We start from the raw sequence: 22,143 nt of genomic DNA, 5'->3' as shown, positions 1-22,143 counted from the left end.
AAACGCAAGTTGGGTTTGGGCCGAATTTGCTCCCGCGGTGCTCATACAAGTTTAACTGTCATCGCTATCCAGTTTCTGGTTATGAACCTGGAACGGCGACTGCGGGTTCTTTTTTTCTCTTTTTTCAGATTCATTGCGTTCCGTCCGATTTTTTGCATGAAAACCGCAAAGAAAATCACGGTCTAGGCTCATGCGTTGGGAGCAGCTTAAATTGATCTTGTTCAGCAAGCCCTACTTATACAGGCCGGGTAAATAAAGAAACGGGAGAAAAGATCCGTTACACCTGCTACAGATGTCCAAACCTCTTCCCAAAGAAGTATGGTGAAGGAGTTGAGAAGTGCCCAACTCAAACGTTGCGCGCCGATATGTTGGATCATTACGTCTGGCAGCTCATTTTGGAGACATTGTCTAATCCCGATGATTATATGGAGCGGCTGCAAAGCAAATCGAATGAGATTAACCTGGAACTTCAATCCGCCGCGGACCACATCAAACGTCAGCTGGAGCAGAAGGAGAAGGAAAAGGAAAAAATCAAAATCATGTTCAAGCGGGAGGTCATTGATGAGCAGGAGATGCTTACCGAAATGCAAAAGATTAATGCCGGACTAAAGTCGTTGGAGCAAGAGCTTGCCGGGTACGAAAAGCAGTTGTCAGAACAAGCGGAGAAGGAAATATCGGCCAATCGGATTGCCGAGGTCTCCAAGGCTGTCCGAAACTTTATCGAGAGCGCCGGCGACGAGCTTACCCTTGAGGAGAAGCGACATATTGTAGAGACACTGGTTGATGAAATCATTATCCGTTACGACGGGAATGAAGTGCAGATTACAGCGGTTGGGGCGCTTGACGAGTTAAAGCGGCAGCAGTTTCTTTCGCCTGGGAATGACATCGCTTCGTGTTCACAACCTCAAGCCAATCAACACATCGGAGCTCGGAGAGATTCTGCGCCGAGCGGCGAGATGATCGAGCAGCGGCTCATTCTGATGGAGAATACCGGGCAAGTGCTGTACGATTCGACGGAGAACCGCTGGACCGGCCTCGAATTTCCCTCGGACCGGTTCATCCGGCATTTCCGTTCGGGCAACGAGGGGTCGCTGACGATTACGCTGGAAGGCGGCAAGTATTTGGCCAGCTACGTCGGGATGACCAGCCAGCCGTGGACGATTGTCAGTCTGACGCCGCTCGACAATTTGACGGGAACAACCGAGGAGGTCAACCGCGTATTCGTCTGGTCGCTGATCGCCTATCTGGTCTGCTGCGTCGGCGTGGCGCTCTATATTACCGTCTACTTCACGCAGCCGATCGCACGGCTGGTTCGCCTTATGCGCAAGGCCGAGCCGGGCAGCTTCAGGCGGCAGATTCCGCTGTCGGCCCGCCAGGACGAGGTCGGGTGGCTGTACCGGGGCTTCAACAGCCTGATTCATCGCGTCGAGGAACTGATTGCCGAGACGTCGCGGGCGGAACGGCGGAAAAAGGAGCTGGAGTTCCAGGTGCTCAGCCATCAGATCAATCCCCACTTCCTGTACAATACGCTGGATTCGATTCGCTGGAAGGCCGAGAACCTGGGCAGCAGCGAGATTGCCGAGATGGTGGCGGCGCTCGGCAACCTGCTGCGGCTGAGCTTGAACCAGGGCAAGGAGATCACGACGCTCGGCCGCGAGATCGAGCAGGTCAAAGCCTACGTTCGCATCGAGCAAGCGCGCCTGGGCAAGCCGATCCGGATTCTGTACTCGCTGGACGACGAGCTCAAGGACGCTCCCTTCCTCCGGCTGTTGCTTCAGCCGCTTGTGGAGAACGCTATTCAGCACAGCATCCGCGACAACTTCGAGGACGGCAAAATTTTGTTGACCGCCCGCAAGGAAGGCAGCGACATGATCATCGACATTATCGACAACGGCAGCGGCATTCCGCCGGAGGCGCTGGCCAGGCTGAACCTGGACGCCGACGACGCGCAAGTCGGGCCGGCCGGCTCGAAGGGCGTCGGACTCCGGAATGTGAACAACCGCCTGAAGCTCTATTTCGGCGAGCGGCATCGGCTGCGGATCGAGACGGGCCCCGGCCTCGGCACCCGAATTACGCTGCTGCATCCGCTGCTTCCGGACGACAAGACGGAGCGCCCCGGCTAGGGGCGCTTTTGCGTTTCCGACGGGCCAACCGGCGACGGCCGATCGGCCCGATCGGTGCCGGGAATGGGGACGATGCCTGCTTTGAAGCCGGCGAAAGCTGTCCGTTTCGTCGGGGACGGATTCGAAAATGGAATAACGATGGCGAAACGCAGGCCGGGCGCGGGATCGGTTTACCAGGCGTAAGCCTGGGGCGCTTCTCCGCCCGGTCCCGGGAAAATCTCATCGAGCCGCCGCAGCGTCGGCTCGCCCAGCTTGATGTCGACGACGCGCAGCGAGTTCTGGAACTGCTCCAGCGTGCGGGGGCCGATGATCGGAGCCGTGATCGCGGGATGCGCCAGCGTCCAGGCGAGCGCGACGTTGGCTTCGGATTCGCCGAGCTCCTTGCACAGCCCTTCGAACGCTTCCAACTGCTTGCGGTGCTTCTCCACCCGTTCCGGATTGCGGGAGGCACGGCGGGAGCCGGCTTCCGGGTGCAGCGCATGGCCGCTCAGCAAGCCGCCGTCCAGCGGGCTCCAGGCGATGACGCCGATGCCGTGCTCCCGAGCGGCCGGCAGAACCTCAAGCTCCGGCAGACGGCAGAGCAAGCTGTACTTGTGCTGCTCGGATACGAGTCCGAGCAGGCCGCGCGATTTGGCCTCGTATTGGGCTTTGACCAGATCGCGTCCGGCGAAGTTGCTCGCCCCGACATAGCCGATCTTGCCTTGATAGGCCGCCACCCGAAACGCTTCCCACAGCTCGTCCCACGATACGTTGCGGTCGACGTGGTGCATCTGGTACAGCTCGATATGGTCGGTCTGCAGCCGCTTCAGCGACGCCTCCAGATGGCGGCGGATCTTGTACGCCGACAATCCGCGCGCGGCGTTCGGGCCGTCCGCAGCGTCCCGCATATCGCCGAATACTTTAGTAGCCAGCACGACCTTCTCGCGCCGTCCGCCTCCCTGCGCGAACCAGCGGCCGATAATTTCCTCCGTCCGTCCCGCATTGGGGCCCCCGTAAACGTTGGCCGTATCGAAAAAGTTGATGCCCGCGTCCAGGGCGGCGTCCATAATTCGGAACGCGTCCTTCTCCTCCGTCTCCGTGCCGAAGTTCATCGTGCCCAGACAGAGCCGGCTGACCCGAAGTCCGCTTTTGCCCAAATACCCGTATTCCATGATTCGTTCGCAACCTCCTTGCAGGTTCGGATATGGATGGATTCCGTCAAACGACACTTTCATTATAGTGAAGTCAGGATAGGATTAGAAGTACTGAAAAAATCTTCATATAGTCATCCGAAGGTGAGTTGGTACAAGAAACGGAGTGCCGCCTGCGGAAAGCCAAGACCCCCCTGCAAAGGATAAGAATGGCTCATAGAATCGCCGCCCGCCTCTCCTTATCATGAAGGTATCACGATAAGAGAAAGGGTAATCGCTTATGATCCGAAACGGAGTGATCCGCGAGCTTGTCCGCAATCGCCAGCTGCTCGTCATGTTTTTGCCCGTCGCGGTTCTGCTCTTTCTGTTCAACTATTTGCCGCTGTCGGGCCTGGTCATTCCGTTCAAGAACTTCGACTTCAGCAAAGGGATCTTCGGCAGCGACTGGATGCATCCGCTGTTCGACAACTTCGACTACCTGCTGTCCTCGGACGCCGCTTACCGCGCCATTCGGAACACGGTGCTGCTGAACGCCCTGTTCATCGCCGCGGGTCTTGTCTTCGAGGTCGGCTTCGCGCTTGTGCTGAACGAACTGAGGAACAAGGTTTTCAAGCGAATCACCCAGTCGCTCACCTTCCTGCCGTTCTTCATCTCCTGGATCGTCGTCGGCGTGTTCGCCTACAACCTGCTGAGCTACGAGAACGGAGCGATCAACCGCTTCCTGGAGTGGCTGGGCATGCAGCCGGTCGACTTCTACAGCAAGGCGAGCTGGTGGCCGATCATTCTGACGATCGCGCTGCGCTGGAAGACGACCGGCTACGGCACGATCATCTATCTGGCGGCGCTGACCTCCATCGAAGGCTCGTACTACGAGGCGGCCTCCATCGACGGCGCTTCCCGGTGGCAGCAGATTCGCTACATCAGCATCCCGATGCTGCGGCCGACGATTATCATTCTAACGCTGCTGGCCGTCGGACGCATCATGAACGCCGACTTCGGCATGTTCTACGCGATGGTCGGCGACGCGACGCTGCTGTTCCCGACGACGGACGTCATCGACACGCTGGTGTACCGGAGTCTCCGCAAGTCGGGCGATATCGGCATGGCGTCGGCGGCAGGCTTCCTGCAGTCGGTCATCGCCTTCGCGCTCGTGCTGGCCAGCAACTACGCCGCCCGCCGGGTCGACCGGGATTCCGCCATCTTCTAACGACGCTCGAAAGGAGGCCCTTCCGGTGCCGCTTCAACGCCGATTTTCCTGGACGCAGACGATCCTCGTCATTCTCGTGACGCTCTTCAGTCTGGCGTGCCTCTTCCCCTTCCTGATGGTCATCTCGGGCTCTCTCAGCACGGAGAAGGATATCGTCAACAACGGTTACTCGCTAATTCCGAGGCATGTCACGCTGGATTCCTACAAAATTCTGCTTCTCGGCTCCAACCGCATTCTCGACGCTTACGGCGTCAGCATTCTCGTTACGAGCATCGGCACGGCGCTGTCGGTCGTCGTGAACGGCATGGGCGGTTACGTCATGGGCCGGCGGTCGTTCAAATACCGGAACATTCTCTCGATCTACGTCATCATTACGATGCTGTTCAGCGGGGGGCTCGTTCCCTGGTACATCATCTGCGTCCGCTATCTCGATCTGAAGGATACGCTGTGGGCGATGATTCTGCCGCCGCTCGCCAACGCCTTCAACATGTTCCTCATCCGGAACTTCATGCAGTCGATTCCGGAAGATCTGTACGAGTCGGCCAAGATCGACGGCGCCAGCGAATACCGGATTTTCTTCCGGCTGATCGCGCCGCTCTCCGTCCCCGTGCTGGCCACCGTCGGCCTGTTCGTCGCCCTGGGCTACTGGAACGATTGGTTCCTTGGGCTGATGTTCATCGACAAGTCGGAGCTTCAGCCGCTGCAGCTGCTGCTGCGGGCGCTTATCTCGAACGTCGAGTTCCTCAAGAGCTCCGGCAACGCGGCGGCCATGCAGCGGATCGCGCCGGCGATTCCGTCCGAATCGATCAAGATGGCGCTCACCGTCATCACGATCGGACCGATCGTCTTCCTGTACCCGTTCGTGCAGCGCTATTTCGTCAAGGGACTTATGGTAGGCGCGGTCAAAGGATGACCGATGGACGGCTATATCAGCCAGCTAGGGCTGTATAGTATACAATCCTATTCAGGGGAGAGGTTCAGATGCAGAAGAGAGTATTCAGGCCGGCCCTGCCGCTGGCTGCCGTCATGATGGCCGGCGCGCTGCTGGCGGCGTGCAGCGATGGCGGCAGCAACGGCGGCGGCAGCGCCTCGGCCAGTCCGCCCGCGTCCTCGCCGGGCTCCGCGCCGGCCGACGCCGGCAAGCCGGAGGAGGAGGTCACGCTCAAATTCTACTTCGGCGGCGACAAGAAGGCGGCGACGGACGAGGTGTGGTCCGCGATCAGCGACTACGTGAAGTCGAAGGGGCTGAACGTCAAGTTCGACATCAACTTCATTCCGTTTAACGATTTCAAAGACAAGATGCTCGTCATGGCCGCCTCGGGCGACAATTGGGACATGAATTTCGACGGCGACTGGCTCTCGTACAAGCAGATGGCGGCGAAGGGCTCCTACATGGCGCTGAACGACCTGCTGCCGCAATACGCGCCGAGCCTGTACAAGAAATACCAGGAGCAGGGGACGCTGTCCGCGGCGACCGTGAACGGACAGATCGTCGGCCTGCCCTGGACGATGAAGATGAACCAGCGCCAGTTCGCGACCTGGCGCTCCGATCTGGCCGACAAGGCCGGCATCACGGTCGCGCCGGATTCGGTCCGAACGATCGACGACGTCGACAACCTGCTGCGCCAGCTGCAGAAGGCGTATCCGAACGAGAAGATCAACCGCACCGGACCGCTGCCGATCTACATGATCCGCGACGAATGGGTCGACCTGAACTTCCACGGCCTCGGCTTCTATCTGAACGATCCGAAGATTACGATTCAGCCGGTCGAGCAGCAGCCGTTCTACAAGGAGACGGCGGAGAAGGCGAAGATGTGGTACGACGAGAAGCTGATCAACCGCGACGCCATGATCGACAAGACCGACGGCGCGGCCGAATGGCGCAACGGCAGAACCCTCTTCACGCTGACGTCCCACGAATGGGTCAACGCCGACCCGGGCTTCTCGGACCCTTCCTTCAAGCAGCAGGCTTCGGAGCTGTATCCGGACAAGAAGCAGGTGAACCGGACGCCGCTCGCGAACGTCGTCGCGATCAACCGCAACTCCAAGCACCCGGATCGCGTGCTCCGCTTCCTCGACATGATCGAGACGGATCGGAAGCTGTACGACCTGGTCCAATACGGGATCGAAGGCAAGACGTACAAGCTTGACGGCGATACGGCCGTCTATCCGGACGGCATGAACACGACGACGAGCAACTACATGGAGTGGGGCGGACAGTGGGCGTTCTGGAAGCCGCAATTCATGCGTCCGACCTCGACCTACCCGGCGGGCTTCTGGGAGAAGGAAGCCGAGTTCGCCAGTCAGCCGGAGAACGTGAACTCTCCGATCGACGGCCTGTTCATCGCCGAAGACACGATGAAGAACGAGCTGGCCAAGCGCGATCAGACGTCCGACGAGCTGAGCAAACCGATTGAATTCGGCAACGTCAAGGACCCCGATCAAGCGGTGGCGGACTATATCGAGAAGCAGAAGAAGAACGGTCTGGACAAAATTTTGGCCGAAACGCAAAAACAAGTGGACGCTTACCTTGCCGGCCGACAATCGTAAGCCAACCAGATAAGGGAAGCCGCCCCGTGGCGTCTCGAAAGGCAGCTTTTTCCGATTGCAGGAACGGTGAAACCTGAGCGGCGAGGTGGAGCGCAGAGCGATGTTGCTGTGACCGCCCGGGCGGCGCATGTGGTACAATCTGGTTGACACTAGCTGTTTAATTGGAGGCGTTTGGACATGTTATACGGCATTTCTCCCTTGATCTCTCCCGATTTGTTGAAGGTGCTGATGGAAATGGGCCACGGCGACGAGATCGTGCTCGGGGACGGCAATTTCCCGGCGGCCAGCCATGCCGCGAGGCTCGTCCGCTGCGACGGGCACAACATTCCGGACCTGCTGGACGCGATTCTGAAGCTGTTCCCGCTCGATTCGTACGTGGAGCGTCCGGCGGCGCTGATGCAGGTCGTGCCGGGCGATACGGTCGAGACGCCGATCTGGGAGACGTATCGCTCCATCATCCGCAAGCATACCGGCATCGAGGAGCCCTTCGAGGAAGTGGAACGGTTCGCCTTTTACGAGCGGGCCAAGCGGGCGTACGCCATCGTGGCGACGGGCGAGAGCGCGTTGTACGCCAATGTGATTCTCAAGAAAGGCGTCGTCAAGGGCTGATCATTCAGCTTTAAAAAAGAAGCCGACGCGCTCCCGAAGAGGAAGCGTTCGGCTTCTTGAGGTTGGCGCTCTTGCGCGGAGCCGTCTCGATCCGGCCGATTCCGCCGTCCGGCCCGCTCAGGCCGCCTTCAGCCGGTCGAAGAAGGCGGCGATGGCGAGCTCGGCGGCGCCCATGACGGCCGAACGGTCGCCCAGCTCGGCATAGAGCAGGTGGACGTTGCGCAGATGGAAGCCGAGCGCTCGCTGCTCCACCGTTCGCCGGACGGCTTCCTCCAGCCACGGCTGCGCCTTGCTCATCCGATTGCCGATGATGACGGCGTTCGGGTTGAACACGTTCACGATGTTGGAGATGCCGACGCCGAGATATTCGCCGATTTCCTCCAGCAGCTTCCGCAGCTTCGCGTCGCCGGACTCGGCTGCCGCCAGCAAGGCGTCGAGATCCTGCGGGTAGCCCAGCTCTCCCGCGCGATCAAGCAGCGCCTGCTCGGAAGCGTACAGCTCCCAGCAGCCCCGGTTGCCGCAGCGGCAAGGCTTGCCGTGGGCTTCCACGGACAGATGCCCGAGCTCGCCGGAGAAGCCGGATGCTCCCTTGTATAAGGAGCGATGCAGAATGAGCCCGGTTCCGATGCCGATGCCCACGCTGACGTAAATCATATTGGAGATGCCGCGCCCGATGCCGAACTTCTGCTCGCCCAGAGCGCCGACGTTGGCTTCGTTGTCGATCAGCACCGGAATGCCGAACGTCCGGTCGAGCGCCTCCTTGAGCGGCACGTCGCGCCATCCCATGTTCGGCGCGTACAGCACCGAACCGCCGCGGTCGACGAGGCCGGGGACGCCCACGCCGATGCCCACGACGCCGAACGGGCCGTCGGGCGCCTCGTCGATCAGGCTCTGGATGAAAGGCCGCAGCACGTTGAACGTATTGTCCGGATCGGGCGTCGCCAGCGCAAGCTTTTTTTCCGCGACGATTGCCCCGCGCAAGTCGGTCAGCACGCCGCGCAAATAATTGACGCCGAGATCGATGCCGACCGCGTAGCCTGCCGTATCGATAAATTCGAGCAAGACCGGCTTGCGGCCGCCGCTGGAGACGCCGGTCCCGATCTCCCGCACGAGGCGGTTGTCGATCAGATCCTGCACCAAGGAGGAGACGGTCGCCTTGTTCAGGCCGGTCATCTCGGAGATTTTGGCTCTGGACAGCGGTTCCGCGCGCAGAATCGCCTCCAGTACGATGGCCGTATTCATGCGCTTGATGAGCGCTTGATCGCCTGTAGTTGTAGTCATGCCCGATAGTAGCTCCTTATGTCAAGCGGTAAATAGGAATGCTTACATCATACCACAATAATGGAAGTTGGCAACTTTGTTTATTGAATAGACAAACAAACTTTAAAGTGATATGCTAGAGCCATCGGAACCTATTCACTTCATTTAGGAGGCCATCCATTCATGAGCTTTTTCCCTAATGTCCCGCAAATCAAGTACGAAGGCCGCGACTCCAAGAATCCGTTCGCTTACAAGCACTACAACCCGAAGGAAGTCGTGCTCGGCAAGACGATGGAAGAACATCTCCGCATCTCCGTCGCCTACTGGCACACGTTCAATGCGAACGGCACCGACCCGTTCGGCGCCGGCACGGCCGTTCGCAGCTGGGACTCGCTGTCCCCGCTGGACCGCTCGAAGGCGCGCGTCGAAGCGAACTTCGAGCTGCTTGAGAAGCTGGGCGTTCCGTTCTACGCGTTCCACGACGCCGATATCGCTCCGGAGGGCGCAACGCTGGCCGAGACGAACAAGAATATCGACATTATCGTGGCCAAGCTGAAGGAGTTCCAGCAATCAACCGGCAAAAAGCTGCTGTGGAACACGGCCAACCTGTTTACGAATCCCCGCTACGTTCACGGCGCCAGCACGTCCAACAACGCGGAAGTGTTCGCCTATGCCGCCGCTACGATCAAGAAAATGCTCGAAGTCGGCAAAGAACTCGGCGCCGAGAACTACGTCTTCTGGGGCGGCCGCGAAGGCTACGAATCGCTGCTCAACACCGACATGGGCCTCGAGCTTGACAACCTGGCCCGCATGCTGCATATGGCGGTCGATTACGCGAAGGAGATCGGCTTTAACGCCCAATTCCTGATCGAGCCGAAGCCGAAGGAGCCGACGAAGCACCAATACGACTTCGACGCCGCCACCGCGCTGAACTTCCTGCGCACGTACGGCCTGAAGGACCACTTCAAGCTGAATATCGAAGCGAACCACGCGACGCTGGCCGGCCACACGTTCGAGCATGAGCTGCGCGTCGCCCGCCTGAACGGCGCGCTGGGCTCCATCGACGCCAACCAAGGGGACTATCTGCTCGGCTGGGATACCGACGAATTCCCGTTCGACCTGTACAGCACGACGCTGGCCATGTTCGAAATTCTGAAGAACGACGGCGGCTTGAACAGAGGCGGCGTCAACTTCGACGCCAAAGTCCGCAGAACGTCGTTCGAGGACGAAGACTTGTTCTTCGCCCACATCGCGGGCATCGACGCTTACGCCCACGGCCTCAAAGCCGCCGCGAAGCTGATTGAGGAGCGCATCCTGGACGACATCGTCGAAGAACGCTACAGCAGCTACCGCGAAGGCATCGGCGCCGAGATCGTCGCCGGCAAGGCCAGTCTCAAGTCGCTGGAGCAATACGTGCTGACGAAGCAGCAGCCGATCAAGAACCGTTCCGGCCGCCTGGAGCAAATCCGCGCCAAGGTCAACGAAGTCATTTTCAGCGTGAAATAATCGCAGTCTACGAAGAAGCCGCATGTCCGCCCCCCGGCGCCTGTCCGAGGGGCGGTTTTCGCGAGGGAGGATAACCGGATGAAGTACGTTATTGGCGTCGACCTCGGGACGAGCGCGGTCAAGGCGCTGCTCGTGTCGCAGGAAGGCTCGGTCAAGGCCGAGGCCACGCGGGAATATCCGCTGTACCACGAGAAGTCGGGTTGGAGCGAGCAGGATCCGGAGGACTGGGTCGTGGGAACGCTGGAGTCGATCAAGGAATTGGCCCGGCAATCGGGCGTATCCGCGCAGGATATCGAAGGCATCAGCTTCTCGGGGCAAATGCACGGGCTGGTGCTGCTGGATGCGGACAACCGTCCCGTGCGCCGGGCGATTCTGTGGAACGATACGCGCACGACGGAGCAATGCCGCGAGATCGAACGGACGCTCGGAGACAAGCTGCTGTCCGTCACCCGCAATCCGGCGCTGGAAGGGTTCACGCTGCCGAAAATTTTATGGGTGCGCGAGCAGGAGCCGGAAGCGTTCGCCCGAGCGCGCCGCTTCGTGCTGCCGAAGGATTATGTTCGCTACCGTCTGACCGGCGCCATTCATATGGACCTGTCCGACGCGGCCGGAACGCTGATGCTGGACGTCGCGAACAAAGTTTGGAGCGCGGACGTTCTCGCCGCCTTCCATCTGCCGGCCGAATTCTGTCCTCCGCTCGTGGAAGCGGGAGGCTTCGTCGGCACGTTGAGCGAGTCCGCCGCGGCACAGACGGGTCTGGCCCCGTCGACCCGGGTGTTTGCGGGCGGCGCGGACAACGCCTGCGGCGCGATCGGCGCCGGCATTGTGAAGCCGGGGCTGACGATGTGCAGCATCGGCACGTCCGGCGTCGTGCTGACCTATGAGCCCGACGCGTCCGCGGATTACGCGGGCAAGGTCCACTTCTTCAACCACGGCAAAGAGAACGCTTTCTACGCCATGGGCGTGACGCTCGCGGCCGGCTACAGCTTGAGCTGGTTTCGCAACACGTTCGCGAAGGGCGAACCGTTCGATTCGTTCCTTGAAGGAGTCGGCGACATCGCTCCCGGAGCGGAGGGGCTGCTGTTCACTCCATACCTGGTGGGCGAGCGGACGCCGCACGCCGATTCGCTCATCCGCGCGAGCTTCATCGGCATGGACGGCGCGCATACCCGCGCCCATTTCGCGCGCGCGGTCATGGAAGGCATCACCTTCTCGCTGAACGAGACGGTGGAGATGTTCCGCCAGGCGGGCAAGACGGTGGACACGATCGTCTCCATCGGCGGCGGCGCCAAGAACCCCGTCTGGCTGCAGATGCAGGCGGACATCTTCCAGGCGGAAGTCGTCGGCCTCGAGAACGAGCAGGGACCGGGACTCGGAGCGGCGATGCTGGCGGCGACCGGCTGCGGCTGGTTCCCGAGCCTGGACGCTTGCGCGGACGCGTTCGTGAAGCGCTCGAAGTCGTTCCGCCCGGATCCGGCGCGTTCCGCCCGATATGCCGAGCTTTTCCGCATCTATAAGCAGGTTTATCCTCAAACGAAAGGCCTGAACGAGTCGCTCGCGGCTTTTCGAAAATAGAAGAATTGGTTAAGATGAGAGGAGGTAACGGTCCAGACTCTGAGACTGGTTGCCTCCCTTACTTGAGAGCCTCCGTTTTTTCGGCCGATAACCGAAGGAGGCTCTTTTGTTTTGCATGAGAAGCGGAAGCGCCGGACACCTTAAACGGGAGACATCGACAAGAAGGATGGAGAATGAATCCGATGAGCCATACCTCGATCATGTTCCGGTTCCCCAGCGATTCCGCCGCACGGCTCGCATACGATACGCTTGAGGAGCTCGGGTACGATCCCGAGCTGCACGATGGCGGGCGCCTGCATATTCATGTCGTCCGCGAAGATTTGGTCTCGGCCCTGGAGATCGTGCAGAGCTGCGGCGGAGAGCTGATCGAGCGGGCGGAGGCCGAGGACGCGGCGTTGACGAACGCGTCGTATTCGCTGGATTGCATCCCGATTCCGGCGCATATCGTCAACGAGGATTGGGCTTCGGAAGCGGAAGAGGAGGGCGGAACCCTCACGCCGCTGGAGCGGCAGGAAGCCGAGTTGAGGGAGCTTCATCCGGATCCGGGCGCTTACGACACGTTTGAAGCGAGATAGCGATAGCAGCCGCCTTCACGGTCGGAGGACCTGGGGGCGGATTTTTCTTTATCCTCCGCATTTGAAGGCTTATCCCCTCTGCTCAGCTGAGCCGGCTCCATGGCATTACGGAGAACAAGGCGCCGCTTCGGCGGCTTCGGTCATTATGACGCTGCCGGCTCTGCTCATCTACGTTTTCTTCAACCGCTTCTTCGTGCAGGGTATCACCTTCACGGGCGGGAAATAACCGATTCGCGCGCCGCCGCGCTCGCTTCGGCCGCCGCCGTTCCCGCGGCGCGGCCGGAGGCGAACGCGGCGGTAATGTTGTAGCCGCCCGTATAGCCGTGCACGTCGAGAATTTCGCCGCAGAAATAGAGGCCGGGCATTAACTTCGACTCCATCGTGCGGGGATCGATCTCCTTGACGTTGACGCCTCCCCCCGTGATGAACGCTTCCTCGATGGAGAGCGTGCCGGACGCCCGGACGGGCAGCGCCTTGCAGAGCCGGGCCAGGTCCTGCCACTTGGCCTTGGACACGTTGGCGACGCCGGCGTCCGCGTCCAATCCGGCCAGCCGGAGCGCCAGCGGCACCAGACGCTCCGGCAGCTTCTGCCGGACGAGCGTCTTGACGGCCTTGCGCGGCTCGGAACGCGCGGCCGTCCCCCAATTCGCCGCGAGGCGCTCTTCCTTCTCGTCCGGGAACAGGTCGATCGCGACCGTGACCGGACCCTTCCCTGCTCTAAGCGTTTTGACGACGAACTGGCTGCAGCGAAGCGCCGCCGGCCCGGACAAGCCGAAATGCGTAAAAATCATGTCCCCCTCGTGGGAGACGACCTTCTTCCCCTTGCCGTCGAGCACCGTCAGCGTCACGTCCCGAAGCGACAGGCCCTGCAGCTCGCGGCTTAAAATCCAGGGCTCGTCCGACGTAATCGGCACCTCTGTCGGATACAGCTCCGTAACCGTATGGCCCGCCTCGATCGCCCACGCATAGCCGTCGCCCGTCGACCCGGTATGAGGGACGGATTTGCCGCCCGCCGCCGCGATGACGCACCGGGCGGGAAGCTCTTCCCCCGATGCGAGCTTGACGCCCGATACGCGGCCGCCGCCGTACAGCACCTTCGCTACCGCCTGGTTCGTCCGGATCGCGACGCCCGATTGCCGAACCCGGTTAACGAGCGCTTCCACGACCGTCTTCGCCTTGTCGGATACGGGGAACATCCGCCCGTGATCCTCTTCCTTGAGCCGAATGCCCATCTCTTCGAAATAAGCGACGATCTCCCGGCTTCCGAATTGCGACAAGGCGCTGTGCAGGAACCGCCCGTTGCCGGGAAGGTAACGGATCAACTCCTGCGTGTCCTTGTTGTTGGTGACATTGCATCTGCCTCCGCCCGAGATGCCGAGTTTGCGGCCCAGCTTGTCGCCTTTGTCGAGCAGCAGCGTGCGTGCCCCTCCTTCGGCCGCGGCGATCGAAGCCATGAGCCCTGCCGGGCCTCCTCCAATGACGATGACGTCCCACATTTGTCTATACCGCACTTTCCGAGTCGTTTTGTCCCCATTGTAGCTTGTCGCGCCGCCAAAAGAAAGCGCCCGGCGACGCCGCGATCGATTGTCAATCCTCGGCAGTTATGCTTTAATCAGAGTAAATACAGCTCATTACGCTAATTATTTCGGCATTAGGCTCTAATATATCGTAAAAAAAGGGACGAATTTCCATAACGGCATCCGTGGGAGCGGAGGGTCAACGGTGTGTGGCAATATTCGCTGCTTCAATTTCTGATTACGCTATTTCCGGTCGGGGCGGTTCAATTGTGGCTGATCCGGCCCGAGAGAACCCGTTACGCGCCCGCGTTCATCGGAGCCGCATGCGGCGTTTCGATGCTGCTCTGCATGCTGGTCTCATGCAAGTCCGACTATAGCGGGATCGATCTGCGGATAGTGCCCTATCTGATCGGTTCTCTGTATGGGGGCATTCCCAGCGCTTCTATTCTTACGGTGCTGTACATGACGGCGCGATTGGCCCAATTGCAGGGGTTCGGGGAGATCGTCTTGCTGGGTTTGTTCTTTGTCGTATTCGTTCCTCTCCTGTTCAGGCGCGTTCAGTTTTTCCAGGGTGTCGACCGCAAGGGGAAAGACAGGGCGGTGCTTCAGTTGCTCGGCGTCTGCTTCGTGTTTCTGGCGGGCAAGGCAGTCTGGTCGTTCGCGGAGGAGAGTTGGGAGCCCGGCAGGCTGATCGGGATTGCGCTTTTGTTCGGCGGGCTGATCGCGGGTGTGTCGCTACTCTCCGTCCATTTCATCGAGTACGCGTACGAACGGGTCCGGATGCTGAGCGATTACCGCGAATTGTCGGCCAAGTACGCCAACGAGGTGCGCCGGTTCCAGCAATTTATCGACTTCTCGCCGCTGGTCGTTTTCTTCATCGACAGGGACGGCAGAATCTCGCACCTGAACGACCTGGCTCTGAAGCTTCTGACGCCGCTCGCCCGCAAAGACATCTTGCACTTTCCCTACCGTCCCGTTCTGCAAATGTGGGGCGGTGCTTCCGTAGTGGACGCGGTCGGAAGAGTCATGCGCGGCGAGGATCAGGCGACGGATCTGATCCGGTTCAAGAACCGGCTGTATTACGCGACGGCCTTCTCCTGGAGGGAAGCGCCGCTGTACCGGGCGGAAGGCGCCATGCTGATCGCCCACGACATTACCGAGCAGCAGCGGTTGAAGGACGAAGTGGACAAAATGGAGCGGCTCAGCCTGGTCGGGCAGATGGCGGCAAGCATCACGCACGAAATCCGCAATCCGATGGCCGTCATCCGGGGCTTCGTGCAGCTGCTGAACGAGCGAAGCCCCAAGGAGCAGCAATCTTATTTCCATATCATTTTGCAAGAGCTGGACCGGGCCAACGCCATCATCAACGACTTTCTGTCCCTGGCGCAGAACCGGATCGTCGAGAAAAGCGAGAGCGATCTTCACAGCGTGCTGGAGGATTTGCTGCCGCTGCTCCGGGCGGATGCGAACATGCGCGGCCAGATGATCGAGCTGCGGCTGTGCGACCGGGTGGACCCGCTGGAGCTGAACGTCAAGGAGATCAAGCAGCTCATTCTGAATTTGGCGCGCAACGGGATGGAAGCGATGGACGACAAAGGCGTGCTACGCCTCGAGACGTTGAATTTGGCCGACACGGTCCAATTGAAAGTGATCGACAGCGGGGTCGGCATTCCGCCGGAGAAGCTGGAGAGGCTGTTCGAGCCTTTCTATACGACCAAGGCGAACGGGAACGGGCTCGGGCTTGCCCTCTGTCTGAGCATTGTGGAGCGCCATAACGGGAAAATACACGTCGAATCCAAACTCGGCCAAGGAACCACCTTCGTCGTCTCCTTCTGCAAGCCCGGCTGCCAATGCTGGTAAGAAGGAATAAGGACGGCCGGATCCGGACATCCTATGCGGGACTCATCCAGACAAGGAGGCCGACTCCATGCCGAATCCGCAACGTCCTTCTCCGCTCGGACGCAAGAGCGCCGATCGGAAACCCAAAAATCGCGAGCCCGAATCGCCGGGATACGACAAGAAGCTGGACGGTCCGAACCGTCCGTCCACCTAACGCATCGAGGGGGCTTCCGGCCATATGACCGACAAGAAGAAGGGGTCCGCAGCCGGGTTCGTTCCGGCCCCGGGACGGGACGATCCGAACCTCGATCCGTTCGAGATCGAGTTCAGGCCAGAGTTCCGCGACAATCGGGGCCCGCGCGAGCCGTTCGTCAACGAATACGGGGTCGTTATCGGCGACCACGATTACGAGTCTCCCCAGTCTCCGCTCGAGCAGTGGAGCGAGGAGACGGACCCGGCGGTGATGGCCGGGGACCAGTGGGTTCATCCGTTCAAGGACATCGGATTCCGCACGAGAGAGAACCGGGACTTGTTCGAGAGGGGAATCGCCCCTTCGTCCGGCACGTTCATGCACCCTGCGCTCCAGACTTCCAGGCCGGAGAGAAGCGCCGGCGAGCCTCCGGGCGACGAGGACGACGAGCCTTATTTTTACGTTCCCGAAGTGATGGACGAGCCCTGACCTAAGCGTCGGGGTTCTTTGCTTTGACGGTTCTCCGAAGGAAGCGGTATAATGGTAAGCAGCGGAACAGTCCGCCAATTCGGACGAGAAAGCGAGGTAATCAATGAATGTCTATGTCATTTGAACGATATATGCTGGACATGATTCAGCCGATGCGCGACGAGCTGACCCGGCTGGGAATTCAGGAGCTGAGAACGCCCGAGGAAGTCGAGAACGCGCTTCCGAATGCGAAGGGCACGACGCTCGTCGTCGTCAATTCCGTATGCGGCTGCGCCGCCGGCCAAGCCCGTCCGGGCGTGGCGCTGGCTCTCGGCCACGACGTGGTGCCGGACCATCTGTACACGGTGTTCGCCGGGCAGGACAAGGAAGCGACCGCGAAGGCACGCGAATATTTCGCGCCGTATCCGCCGTCTTCTCCTTCGATCGCTTTGATGAAGGACGGCGAGCTCGTTCACTTTATCGAGCGGCACCAAATCGAGAATCGCAGCGCGAGCGAGATCGCTGCCGACCTCACCGCGGCTTTCGACCGCTATTGCCGATAAGCCAGTGAGACCCGCGGGTTCCGGTGACGAACCTGCGGGCCTTTTATTTGAACGATGCGCAAGCTAACCATTTTATTGGTGGGGAGGGTGAGGTTCCATGAGCCTTCAGCAAGAAATTATCGCCAAATTGGGCGTTAAGCCGTCCATCGATGTGGACGAGGAGATTGCGAGACGCGTTGCGTTCCTTAAAGAATACGTGAAGAAAGCGGGCGCGTCCGGGCTGTTGATCGCCATTAGCGGCGGGGTGGACAGCGCGGTAACGACGGGGCTGTGCAAGCGCGCGACGGACGAGCTGACGCAAGAGACCGGCAAGGAGTACATAACGCTCGGCGTTTTCCAGCCGTACGGCCGGCAGGAGGACATTGAGCACAGCTACGCGGTGGCGGAAGCGTTCAATTTGACGCACAAGGTGGAGACGAACATCGCGGACGCGGTGGACGAGATCGCGCTGGAGACGGAACACGCCTTCAAGACGCTCGGCATTCACCGGCATATCAGCCGCGGCGGCAAGGGCAACGTCAAGGCGCGGACGCGCATGGTCATCCAATACGCGCTGGCGTTCGACCTGAACCTGCTCGTCGTCGGAACGGACCACGCTTCGGAGGCGCTGACCGGCTTCTATACGAAGTGGGGCGACGGCGCCGTCGACATTACGCCGCTCAGTTCGCTGAACAAGCGCCAGGTTCGCCAGTTGGCCAGACGTCTGGGCGTGCCTGCGGTCGTCGTGGACAAGGCTCCGACGGCCGGACTGTGGGAAGGGCAAACCGACGAGGGCGAGCTCGGGGTTTCCTACGAGGCGAACAGCGATTATCTCGAAGGCAAGGAGATCGATCCGAAGGCCAGGGAGATTCTCGAGAAGCATTACCTGCGCACGGAGCACAAGCGCCAGCCGATTCCCGGCATCTGACGGAAGCGCATGATCGTCGGAATCGGTTTGGACTTGGTGGAGATCGAGCGGATGGAGAAGCTGCTCGCCGGTCCCGCGGGCGGCAGATTCGCCGCGAAGGTGATGACGGAGGAAGAGCTGGCGAAATTCCGGACGCTGGCGGGACGCCGGGCGGCGGAATACGCGGCCGGCAGGTTCGCGGCCAAGGAGGCCGTCGTCAAGGCGCTCGGCTGCGGAATCGGCTCCGCCGTCGGGTTCCGCGACATCGAGGTGCTGCCGGACGGTTTGGGCAAGCCCATCTGCCGCTTGTCGGCGGGAGCGTGGGAGAGATTGGGACTGGAGCATACGACGCATACGATCCACGTCGCCATTACGCATGAACGCAGCATGGCGGCGGCTACCGCGATCGTGGAGCGGAAATAAAGGAGCTCGGGCGCCTTCCGGCGGCCGGGCTTTATTTTCGCGCGGACAGCGCTGCGATGCCCTGGGGGTGCTGGGGGGAGCCTGCTGCGGGGGGGCGGAAGCGGGCGAAGGGGCGTGTGCAGGCGCTGCAAAGGCGGCGAAACGCCGCGGCCGGGAGCTGCAAGCCGACAAAAGCGGCTTACAGGCGGCAAAATGCCGCGGCCGCCCCCGCCCGAGGCGGGCCCTCCACGCCCCGGGCTTTATTTATGCCCGGCGAGCCAATCGGACAGCGCCTCGATCTGCTCGGGCTGCAAGCGGCTCTTGAAGGCCGGCATGAGATTGCCGCCGTTCTCGATTTGCTTGCGAATCTGCTCTTTGTCGAGACGGGAGCCGACCTGCTGCAGGTTGGAGTCGGGGCCCATGTTGCCCTGCATCTCCGTACCGTGGCAGGAGATGCAATTGTCGCGGTACAGCTTGACCGTCTCCTCCGATCCCTCCAACGGCTGGGAGACGGAGTTGGAGGCGGAAGGCGAGGACGTCGACGCGCCGCCGCCAGACCCTCCCCCGCATGCCGCCAGCAACGCCACCAGCAGAATGGCGGACCCTGCGAAGGCGAACCGTTTGGAGAGTCGAACGAACGCCGCAAATGGCACCTTTTGCAATTTCTCTCTTCTCCTTCGCTCGCTTATAATGGGATGGAACAACTTGTTCATGAGCGCGCACACCATTCGAACTTACAGCATGAGGAGCGGACATGACTAACCGTAATTTTAACATACTGATGAATCATCTAGAACAGATGCAGGTCGAGGTGACGGCGGCGGCCGCAACGATCGCGAGCGGAGCCGACGGGATGAGCGAGGGGAAGCGGGACGCAAACGATTGCACCCGGCTGCTGCTCGTGACCGAAGGGGAGGGGCGGCTCCTTATAGACGGCTCGGAGGAACGGTTGGTTCCGGGCGTCTGTGCCATCGTTTTGGCAGGCACGGATCACAAGGTCGAGGCAGCGCGGGGAAAAAAACTCGTCTACAAATGGTGCCATTTCCGAGCCAAATTCGGGGACCGGGACCTGTACAAAATGCTGCGCTTGCCGCTCACCGTCCGTTTCTCCTCCGACGAGGCGTCACAGCTGATGGACAAGATCGTCCGCCACGCCTACTCGGCAGGGTTGACGTCGAGGCTTCGGATCAAAGCGGCCGTGCTGGAGCTGCTCAGCCTTTATTTGGAGCATCTGCCGGATCTGCCGCCTTACGATGACGATGCCTCGCCTTCACAGGAGATGGCGAAAATTCAGGCGGTGCTGCAATACATAGACGACCATCTGGCCGACAACCTGACGGTCGAGGAGCTGGCGAGGCTCGTTTATTTGCATCCGAATTATTTTATCGTATTTTTTAAAACGATGATGGGCTGCTCGCCGATTCAGTACGTCAACCAGAGACGAATGGAGACCGCAAGGCAACTGCTCCTGCAGCCGGAATGCAACGTGTCGGACGTGGCCAACCGGATCGGGATGAAAATTTACTACTTCTCCAGAATGTTTAAAGCGCATACGGGGCTAAGTCCGAGCCGCTACCGCAAGCTGGCGGGGAACGGCCGGCAGGCCGGCGCCCCGTTCGGAGACGCGGACCGGATCGCGGCGGCCATGGAAGCGGCGGCCGGCGAAGAGGAAGAAGTCGAAGGGCGGCGAGGAAGGGGAGATGAGCACGTTGAATGAACAGCAAGCGAAGACGACGTTCAGCCGGGAACTGCTGGCCTGGTACCGGAGTGGGAATCGGGATCTGCCCTGGCGGCGCAGCCGCGACCCTTATTTCATCTGGGTATCGGAAATCATGCTGCAGCAGACGCGGGTGGACACGGTGATTCCCTATTTCAACCGGTTCGTCGAGCGGTTCCCGACCGTTCGCGATCTGGCCGAAGCGCCGGAAGAGGATGTCCTGAAGCTCTGGGAGGGACTGGGATACTACTCGCGGGCGCGCAATTTGCAGGCCGCGGCGAGAGAGGTGGCGGAGCGCTACGGAGGAAAAATTCCCGACGACAAGGAAGCCGTCTCCGGGCTGAAGGGGGTCGGTCCCTATACGGCGGGCGCGATCCTCAGCATCGCGTTCAACCGGCCCGAGCCGGCCGTGGACGGCAACGTCATGCGGGTGCTGTCCCGATACTTTTGCATCGACGAAGACATCGCGCGGCCGGCGACCCGCACCCGGATGGAGGGGCTCGCGCGGGAGCTCATTCCCGAAGGCGCCGCGGGCGACTTCAACCAGGCGCTTATGGAGCTGGGAGCGCTCGTCTGCACGCCGCGCTCGCCGCACTGTCTGATCTGTCCGGTCATGGAGCATTGCGCGGGCCGGATCGCCGGACGGGAAGAGGAGCTTCCCGTCAAGAGCAAAGCGAAGCCGCCGAAGCCGCAGCACCGGCTGGCGGTGCTGGCAAGGCGCGCGGACGGGCGCGTGCTGGCGCGGCAGCGTCCGGCGCAAGGGCTGCTCGCGCGGCTGTGGGAGCTGCCGCACGTGGAGGCGCCGGGCGCCGACGTCTGGGGCTCGGCGGAGCAAGGGCCGCGTTGGCTCGCGGAGACGCTCGCGCTCGAAGGCGTGAGCGTGGAGCCGAAGCAGCATGTCGGCGACGCCGAACATGTGTTCTCGCACTTGCATTGGTACGTGCGGGTATGGGGCGCCGAAGGCGCGGCGTTCGAAGCGGACGCCGCCGATCCGGCGCCGGCCGCGGCCGAAGCCGTGCGGGAAGCGGCCGCGGCGTATGAGGCGCCGCCTCCGCCCGCAAGCGGCGCCGCGAACGGCCCGGACCCTGCCGCACTGCCGGCGGGCTATCGCTGGATCGACCGCCGCGAATTCGAAGAGCTGGCGTGGCCGAACGTTTTCCGCAAAATTCTGTCGGACTATTTCGCGAGCGAATAAGGCTTCAACCCGACTTTAACGCGAGGGGTGGCCTAGCCGCGGCCAAACGAAAACAACGCCGTTCTCCCCCGGCGGGGAAGAGCGGCGTTGCGGCGTTTCAAAACCTTAATTACTTCTTGGCGGCGTCGTAGAGAGCGCCGACTTTGTCCCAGTTTACGACGTTCCAGAAAGCGGAGATGTAATCCGGGCGCTTGTTTTGGTATTTCAGGTAGTAAGCGTGCTCCCATACGTCCAGGCCGAGCAGCGGCGTATCGCCTTCCATGATCGGGCTGTCCTGGTTCGGAAGGCTGTATACTTTCAGCTTGCCGTCTTTGCCCAGCGCGAGCCAAGCCCAGCCGGAGCCGAAACGCGTCGTAGCGGCAGCCGTGAACGTTTCTTTGAACTTCTCGAAGCCGCCCAGCTCGCTGTCGATCGCTGCGGCGAGAGCGCCTTTCGGAGCGCCGCCGCCGTTCGGGCCGATGACTTCCCAGAACAGGGAGTGGTTCGCATGGCCGCCGCCGTTGTTGCGAACGGCGGTGCGGATGCTTTCCGGAACGGCGTTCAGGTCGGCGATCAGCGCTTCGACGCTCTTGTCGGCGAGCTCAGGAGCGGATTCCAGAGCCTTGTTCAGGTTCGTCACGTAAGTGTTATGGTGACGATCGTGATGGATTTCCATCGTCAGCGCGTCGATATGCGGCTCCAGTGCGTTGTTCGGATAAGGAAGCGGGGGCAGTACGTGTGCCATGATTCAAAATCCTCCTTCAAATTTAAAATATGTAGCCTGCTTTTATTATCCCCGATTTTTGATATTAAAGCAACGAGGATGTTTGTAAAGTCGAAAAATTGCTTCGA

Annotated in this window: 22 protein-coding genes and 1 pseudogene; 18 read left to right on the top strand and 5 right to left on the bottom strand. The window is 60.8% G+C overall.

The window, feature by feature from the left end; genetic code table 11:
- Both G485_RS29100 and G485_RS29095 read left to right on the top strand, forming a co-directional pair.
- Window positions 1–186 (top strand): hypothetical protein (locus G485_RS29100; RefSeq protein ID WP_027091957.1); only part of this gene is annotated, 186 nt, incomplete at its 5' end.
- Between the two features lie 179 nt (window positions 187–365).
- On the top strand, window positions 366–2,123 hold the full coding sequence (locus G485_RS29095) for a sensor histidine kinase (protein ID WP_240489143.1): 1,758 nt from the start codon (window positions 366–368) through the stop codon (window positions 2,121–2,123).
- Between the two features lie 170 nt (window positions 2,124–2,293).
- Here the strand turns inward: G485_RS29095 and G485_RS0113095 are convergent, their stop codons facing one another.
- Window positions 2,294–3,274 (bottom strand): aldo/keto reductase, encoded by a 981-nt coding sequence (locus G485_RS0113095; protein WP_027092938.1) that lies wholly within the window; start codon window positions 3,272–3,274, stop codon window positions 2,294–2,296.
- Between the two features lie 259 nt (window positions 3,275–3,533).
- Here G485_RS0113095 and G485_RS0113090 point away from each other — a divergent pair, with 259 nt between their 5' ends.
- The 4 genes from G485_RS0113090 to fucU all read left to right on the top strand — a co-directional run bounded on the left by G485_RS0113090 (window position 3,534) and on the right by fucU (window position 7,619).
- Window positions 3,534–4,460, top strand: coding sequence for an ABC transporter permease (locus G485_RS0113090; protein WP_027092937.1), 927 nt, complete (start codon window positions 3,534–3,536; stop codon window positions 4,458–4,460).
- A 25-nt stretch (window positions 4,461–4,485) separates the two neighbouring features.
- A complete protein-coding gene (locus G485_RS0113085; RefSeq protein WP_027092936.1) occupies window positions 4,486–5,373 on the top strand; it encodes a carbohydrate ABC transporter permease in 888 nt (295 codons plus the stop codon).
- 68 nt (window positions 5,374–5,441) lie between these two features.
- A complete protein-coding gene (locus G485_RS0113080) occupies window positions 5,442–7,010 on the top strand; it encodes an extracellular solute-binding protein (RefSeq protein WP_027092935.1) in 1,569 nt (522 codons plus the stop codon).
- A 177-nt stretch (window positions 7,011–7,187) separates the two neighbouring features.
- Window positions 7,188–7,619, top strand: coding sequence for an L-fucose mutarotase (gene fucU, locus G485_RS0113075; protein ID WP_027092934.1), 432 nt, complete (start codon window positions 7,188–7,190; stop codon window positions 7,617–7,619).
- 117 nt (window positions 7,620–7,736) lie between these two features.
- Here fucU and G485_RS0113070 read toward each other — a convergent pair whose 3' ends face one another.
- Window positions 7,737–8,900, bottom strand: coding sequence for an ROK family transcriptional regulator (locus G485_RS0113070; protein ID WP_027092933.1), 1,164 nt, complete (start codon window positions 8,898–8,900; stop codon window positions 7,737–7,739).
- A 162-nt stretch (window positions 8,901–9,062) separates the two neighbouring features.
- On the opposite strand from G485_RS0113070, the gene xylA reads away from it, so the two are divergent.
- The 4 genes and pseudogenes from xylA to G485_RS30960 form a co-directional block, all read left to right on the top strand.
- A complete protein-coding gene (gene xylA / locus G485_RS0113065; RefSeq protein ID WP_027092932.1) occupies window positions 9,063–10,385 on the top strand; it encodes a xylose isomerase in 1,323 nt (440 codons plus the stop codon).
- 78 nt (window positions 10,386–10,463) lie between these two features.
- Window positions 10,464–11,960: a xylulokinase gene (xylB, locus tag G485_RS0113060; RefSeq protein WP_027092931.1), complete on the top strand. Its 1,497-nt coding sequence runs from the start codon at window positions 10,464–10,466 to the stop codon at window positions 11,958–11,960.
- Window positions 11,961–12,133: 173 nt separating this feature from the next.
- Window positions 12,134–12,535, top strand: a complete 402-nt coding sequence (locus G485_RS26355) for a hypothetical protein (RefSeq protein WP_051318248.1) — start codon at window positions 12,134–12,136, stop codon at window positions 12,533–12,535.
- Window positions 12,536–12,662: 127 nt separating this feature from the next.
- Window positions 12,663–12,761: pseudogene (locus tag G485_RS30960) on the top strand (carbohydrate ABC transporter permease); the annotation flags it as partial.
- Here the strand turns inward: G485_RS30960 and G485_RS0113045 are convergent.
- A complete protein-coding gene (locus G485_RS0113045; protein ID WP_035156063.1) occupies window positions 12,745–14,031 on the bottom strand; it encodes a BaiN/RdsA family NAD(P)/FAD-dependent oxidoreductase in 1,287 nt (428 codons plus the stop codon). The pseudogene G485_RS30960 and the gene G485_RS0113045 sit on opposite strands and share 17 nt — an antisense overlap.
- A 228-nt stretch (window positions 14,032–14,259) precedes the next feature.
- Here G485_RS0113045 and G485_RS26350 point away from each other — a divergent pair, with 228 nt between their 5' ends.
- The 6 genes from G485_RS26350 (at window position 14,260) to acpS (ending at window position 18,421) form a co-directional block, all read left to right on the top strand.
- Window positions 14,260–15,912: an ATP-binding protein gene (locus G485_RS26350; protein ID WP_051318247.1), complete on the top strand. Its 1,653-nt coding sequence runs from the start codon at window positions 14,260–14,262 to the stop codon at window positions 15,910–15,912.
- 67 nt (window positions 15,913–15,979) lie between these two features.
- Complete coding sequence (locus G485_RS31250; protein WP_276203360.1) at window positions 15,980–16,105, top strand: hypothetical protein; 126 nt, start codon at window positions 15,980–15,982, stop codon at window positions 16,103–16,105.
- A gap of 24 nt (window positions 16,106–16,129) precedes the next feature.
- Window positions 16,130–16,570 carry a DUF3905 domain-containing protein gene (locus G485_RS26345; protein ID WP_084423296.1) on the top strand — a complete coding sequence of 147 codons (441 nt, stop codon included), beginning with the start codon at window positions 16,130–16,132 and terminating at the stop codon, window positions 16,568–16,570.
- A 107-nt stretch (window positions 16,571–16,677) separates the two neighbouring features.
- On the top strand, window positions 16,678–17,112 hold the full coding sequence (locus tag G485_RS0113025) for a BrxA/BrxB family bacilliredoxin (protein ID WP_027092929.1): 435 nt from the start codon (window positions 16,678–16,680) through the stop codon (window positions 17,110–17,112).
- 97 nt (window positions 17,113–17,209) lie between these two features.
- Complete coding sequence (nadE, locus tag G485_RS0113020; protein ID WP_027092928.1) at window positions 17,210–18,019, top strand: ammonia-dependent NAD(+) synthetase; 810 nt, start codon at window positions 17,210–17,212, stop codon at window positions 18,017–18,019.
- 9 nt (window positions 18,020–18,028) lie between these two features.
- Window positions 18,029–18,421 (top strand): holo-ACP synthase, encoded by a 393-nt coding sequence (acpS, locus tag G485_RS0113015; RefSeq protein ID WP_027092927.1) that lies wholly within the window; start codon window positions 18,029–18,031, stop codon window positions 18,419–18,421.
- A 239-nt stretch (window positions 18,422–18,660) separates the two neighbouring features.
- Here the strand turns inward: acpS and G485_RS0113010 are convergent, their stop codons facing one another.
- Entirely contained in the window at window positions 18,661–19,053 is a 393-nt protein-coding gene (locus tag G485_RS0113010) for a c-type cytochrome (RefSeq protein ID WP_035156073.1), read from the bottom strand.
- A gap of 101 nt (window positions 19,054–19,154) precedes the next feature.
- On the opposite strand from G485_RS0113010, the gene G485_RS28415 reads away from it, so the two are divergent.
- Both G485_RS28415 and mutY read left to right on the top strand, forming a co-directional pair.
- The gene (locus tag G485_RS28415) at window positions 19,155–20,117 is read left to right on the top strand and encodes an AraC family transcriptional regulator (protein ID WP_084423294.1); all 963 of its coding nucleotides are present in this window, start codon (window positions 19,155–19,157) and stop codon (window positions 20,115–20,117) included.
- Entirely contained in the window at window positions 20,101–21,312 is a 1,212-nt protein-coding gene (mutY, locus tag G485_RS0113000; RefSeq protein ID WP_035156060.1) for an A/G-specific adenine glycosylase, read from the top strand. The genes G485_RS28415 and mutY overlap by 17 nt, the downstream gene beginning before the upstream one ends.
- A gap of 109 nt (window positions 21,313–21,421) precedes the next feature.
- Here the strand turns inward: mutY and G485_RS0112995 are convergent, their stop codons facing one another.
- On the bottom strand, window positions 21,422–22,036 hold the full coding sequence (locus G485_RS0112995; RefSeq protein WP_027092924.1) for a superoxide dismutase: 615 nt from the start codon (window positions 22,034–22,036) through the stop codon (window positions 21,422–21,424).
- Between the last annotated feature and the right edge of the window lie 107 nt (window positions 22,037–22,143).

The sequence above is a fragment of the Cohnella thermotolerans DSM 17683 genome (assembly GCF_000429825.1).
Lineage (GTDB): Bacteria > Bacillota > Bacilli > Paenibacillales > Paenibacillaceae > Cohnella > Cohnella thermotolerans.
The sequence above is the reverse complement of the archived record's forward strand: the minus strand, read 5'-3'. Positions and strand labels throughout refer to the sequence as shown.

Excerpts from the sequence above, each read along its gene's own strand:
- G485_RS26355 (WP_051318248.1), top strand. The coding sequence starts at position 12,134 with ATGAATCCGATGAGCCATACCTCGATCATGTTCCGGTTCCCCAGCGAT.
- nadE (WP_027092928.1), top strand. The coding sequence starts at position 17,210 with ATGAGCCTTCAGCAAGAAATTATCGCCAAATTGGGCGTTAAGCCGTCC.
- G485_RS0113090 (WP_027092937.1), top strand. The coding sequence starts at position 3,534 with ATGATCCGAAACGGAGTGATCCGCGAGCTTGTCCGCAATCGCCAGCTG.
- G485_RS0113095 (WP_027092938.1), bottom strand. The coding sequence starts at position 3,274 with ATGGAATACGGGTATTTGGGCAAAAGCGGACTTCGGGTCAGCCGGCTC.
- G485_RS0113080 (WP_027092935.1), top strand. The coding sequence starts at position 5,442 with ATGCAGAAGAGAGTATTCAGGCCGGCCCTGCCGCTGGCTGCCGTCATG.
- G485_RS28415 (WP_084423294.1), top strand. The coding sequence starts at position 19,155 with ATGACTAACCGTAATTTTAACATACTGATGAATCATCTAGAACAGATG.
- mutY (WP_035156060.1), top strand. The coding sequence starts at position 20,101 with ATGAGCACGTTGAATGAACAGCAAGCGAAGACGACGTTCAGCCGGGAA.
- xylA (WP_027092932.1), top strand. The coding sequence starts at position 9,063 with ATGAGCTTTTTCCCTAATGTCCCGCAAATCAAGTACGAAGGCCGCGAC.
- acpS (WP_027092927.1), top strand. The coding sequence starts at position 18,029 with ATGATCGTCGGAATCGGTTTGGACTTGGTGGAGATCGAGCGGATGGAG.
- G485_RS26345 (WP_084423296.1), top strand. The coding sequence starts at position 16,130 with ATGACCGACAAGAAGAAGGGGTCCGCAGCCGGGTTCGTTCCGGCCCCG.
- G485_RS0113045 (WP_035156063.1), bottom strand. The coding sequence starts at position 14,031 with ATGTGGGACGTCATCGTCATTGGAGGAGGCCCGGCAGGGCTCATGGCT.
- fucU (WP_027092934.1), top strand. The coding sequence starts at position 7,188 with ATGTTATACGGCATTTCTCCCTTGATCTCTCCCGATTTGTTGAAGGTG.
- G485_RS0113025 (WP_027092929.1), top strand. The coding sequence starts at position 16,678 with ATGTCTATGTCATTTGAACGATATATGCTGGACATGATTCAGCCGATG.
- G485_RS29095 (WP_240489143.1), top strand. The coding sequence starts at position 366 with ATGTTGGATCATTACGTCTGGCAGCTCATTTTGGAGACATTGTCTAAT.
- xylB (WP_027092931.1), top strand. The coding sequence starts at position 10,464 with ATGAAGTACGTTATTGGCGTCGACCTCGGGACGAGCGCGGTCAAGGCG.
- G485_RS31250 (WP_276203360.1), top strand. The coding sequence starts at position 15,980 with ATGCCGAATCCGCAACGTCCTTCTCCGCTCGGACGCAAGAGCGCCGAT.
- G485_RS0113070 (WP_027092933.1), bottom strand. The coding sequence starts at position 8,900 with ATGACTACAACTACAGGCGATCAAGCGCTCATCAAGCGCATGAATACG.
- G485_RS0112995 (WP_027092924.1), bottom strand. The coding sequence starts at position 22,036 with ATGGCACACGTACTGCCCCCGCTTCCTTATCCGAACAACGCACTGGAG.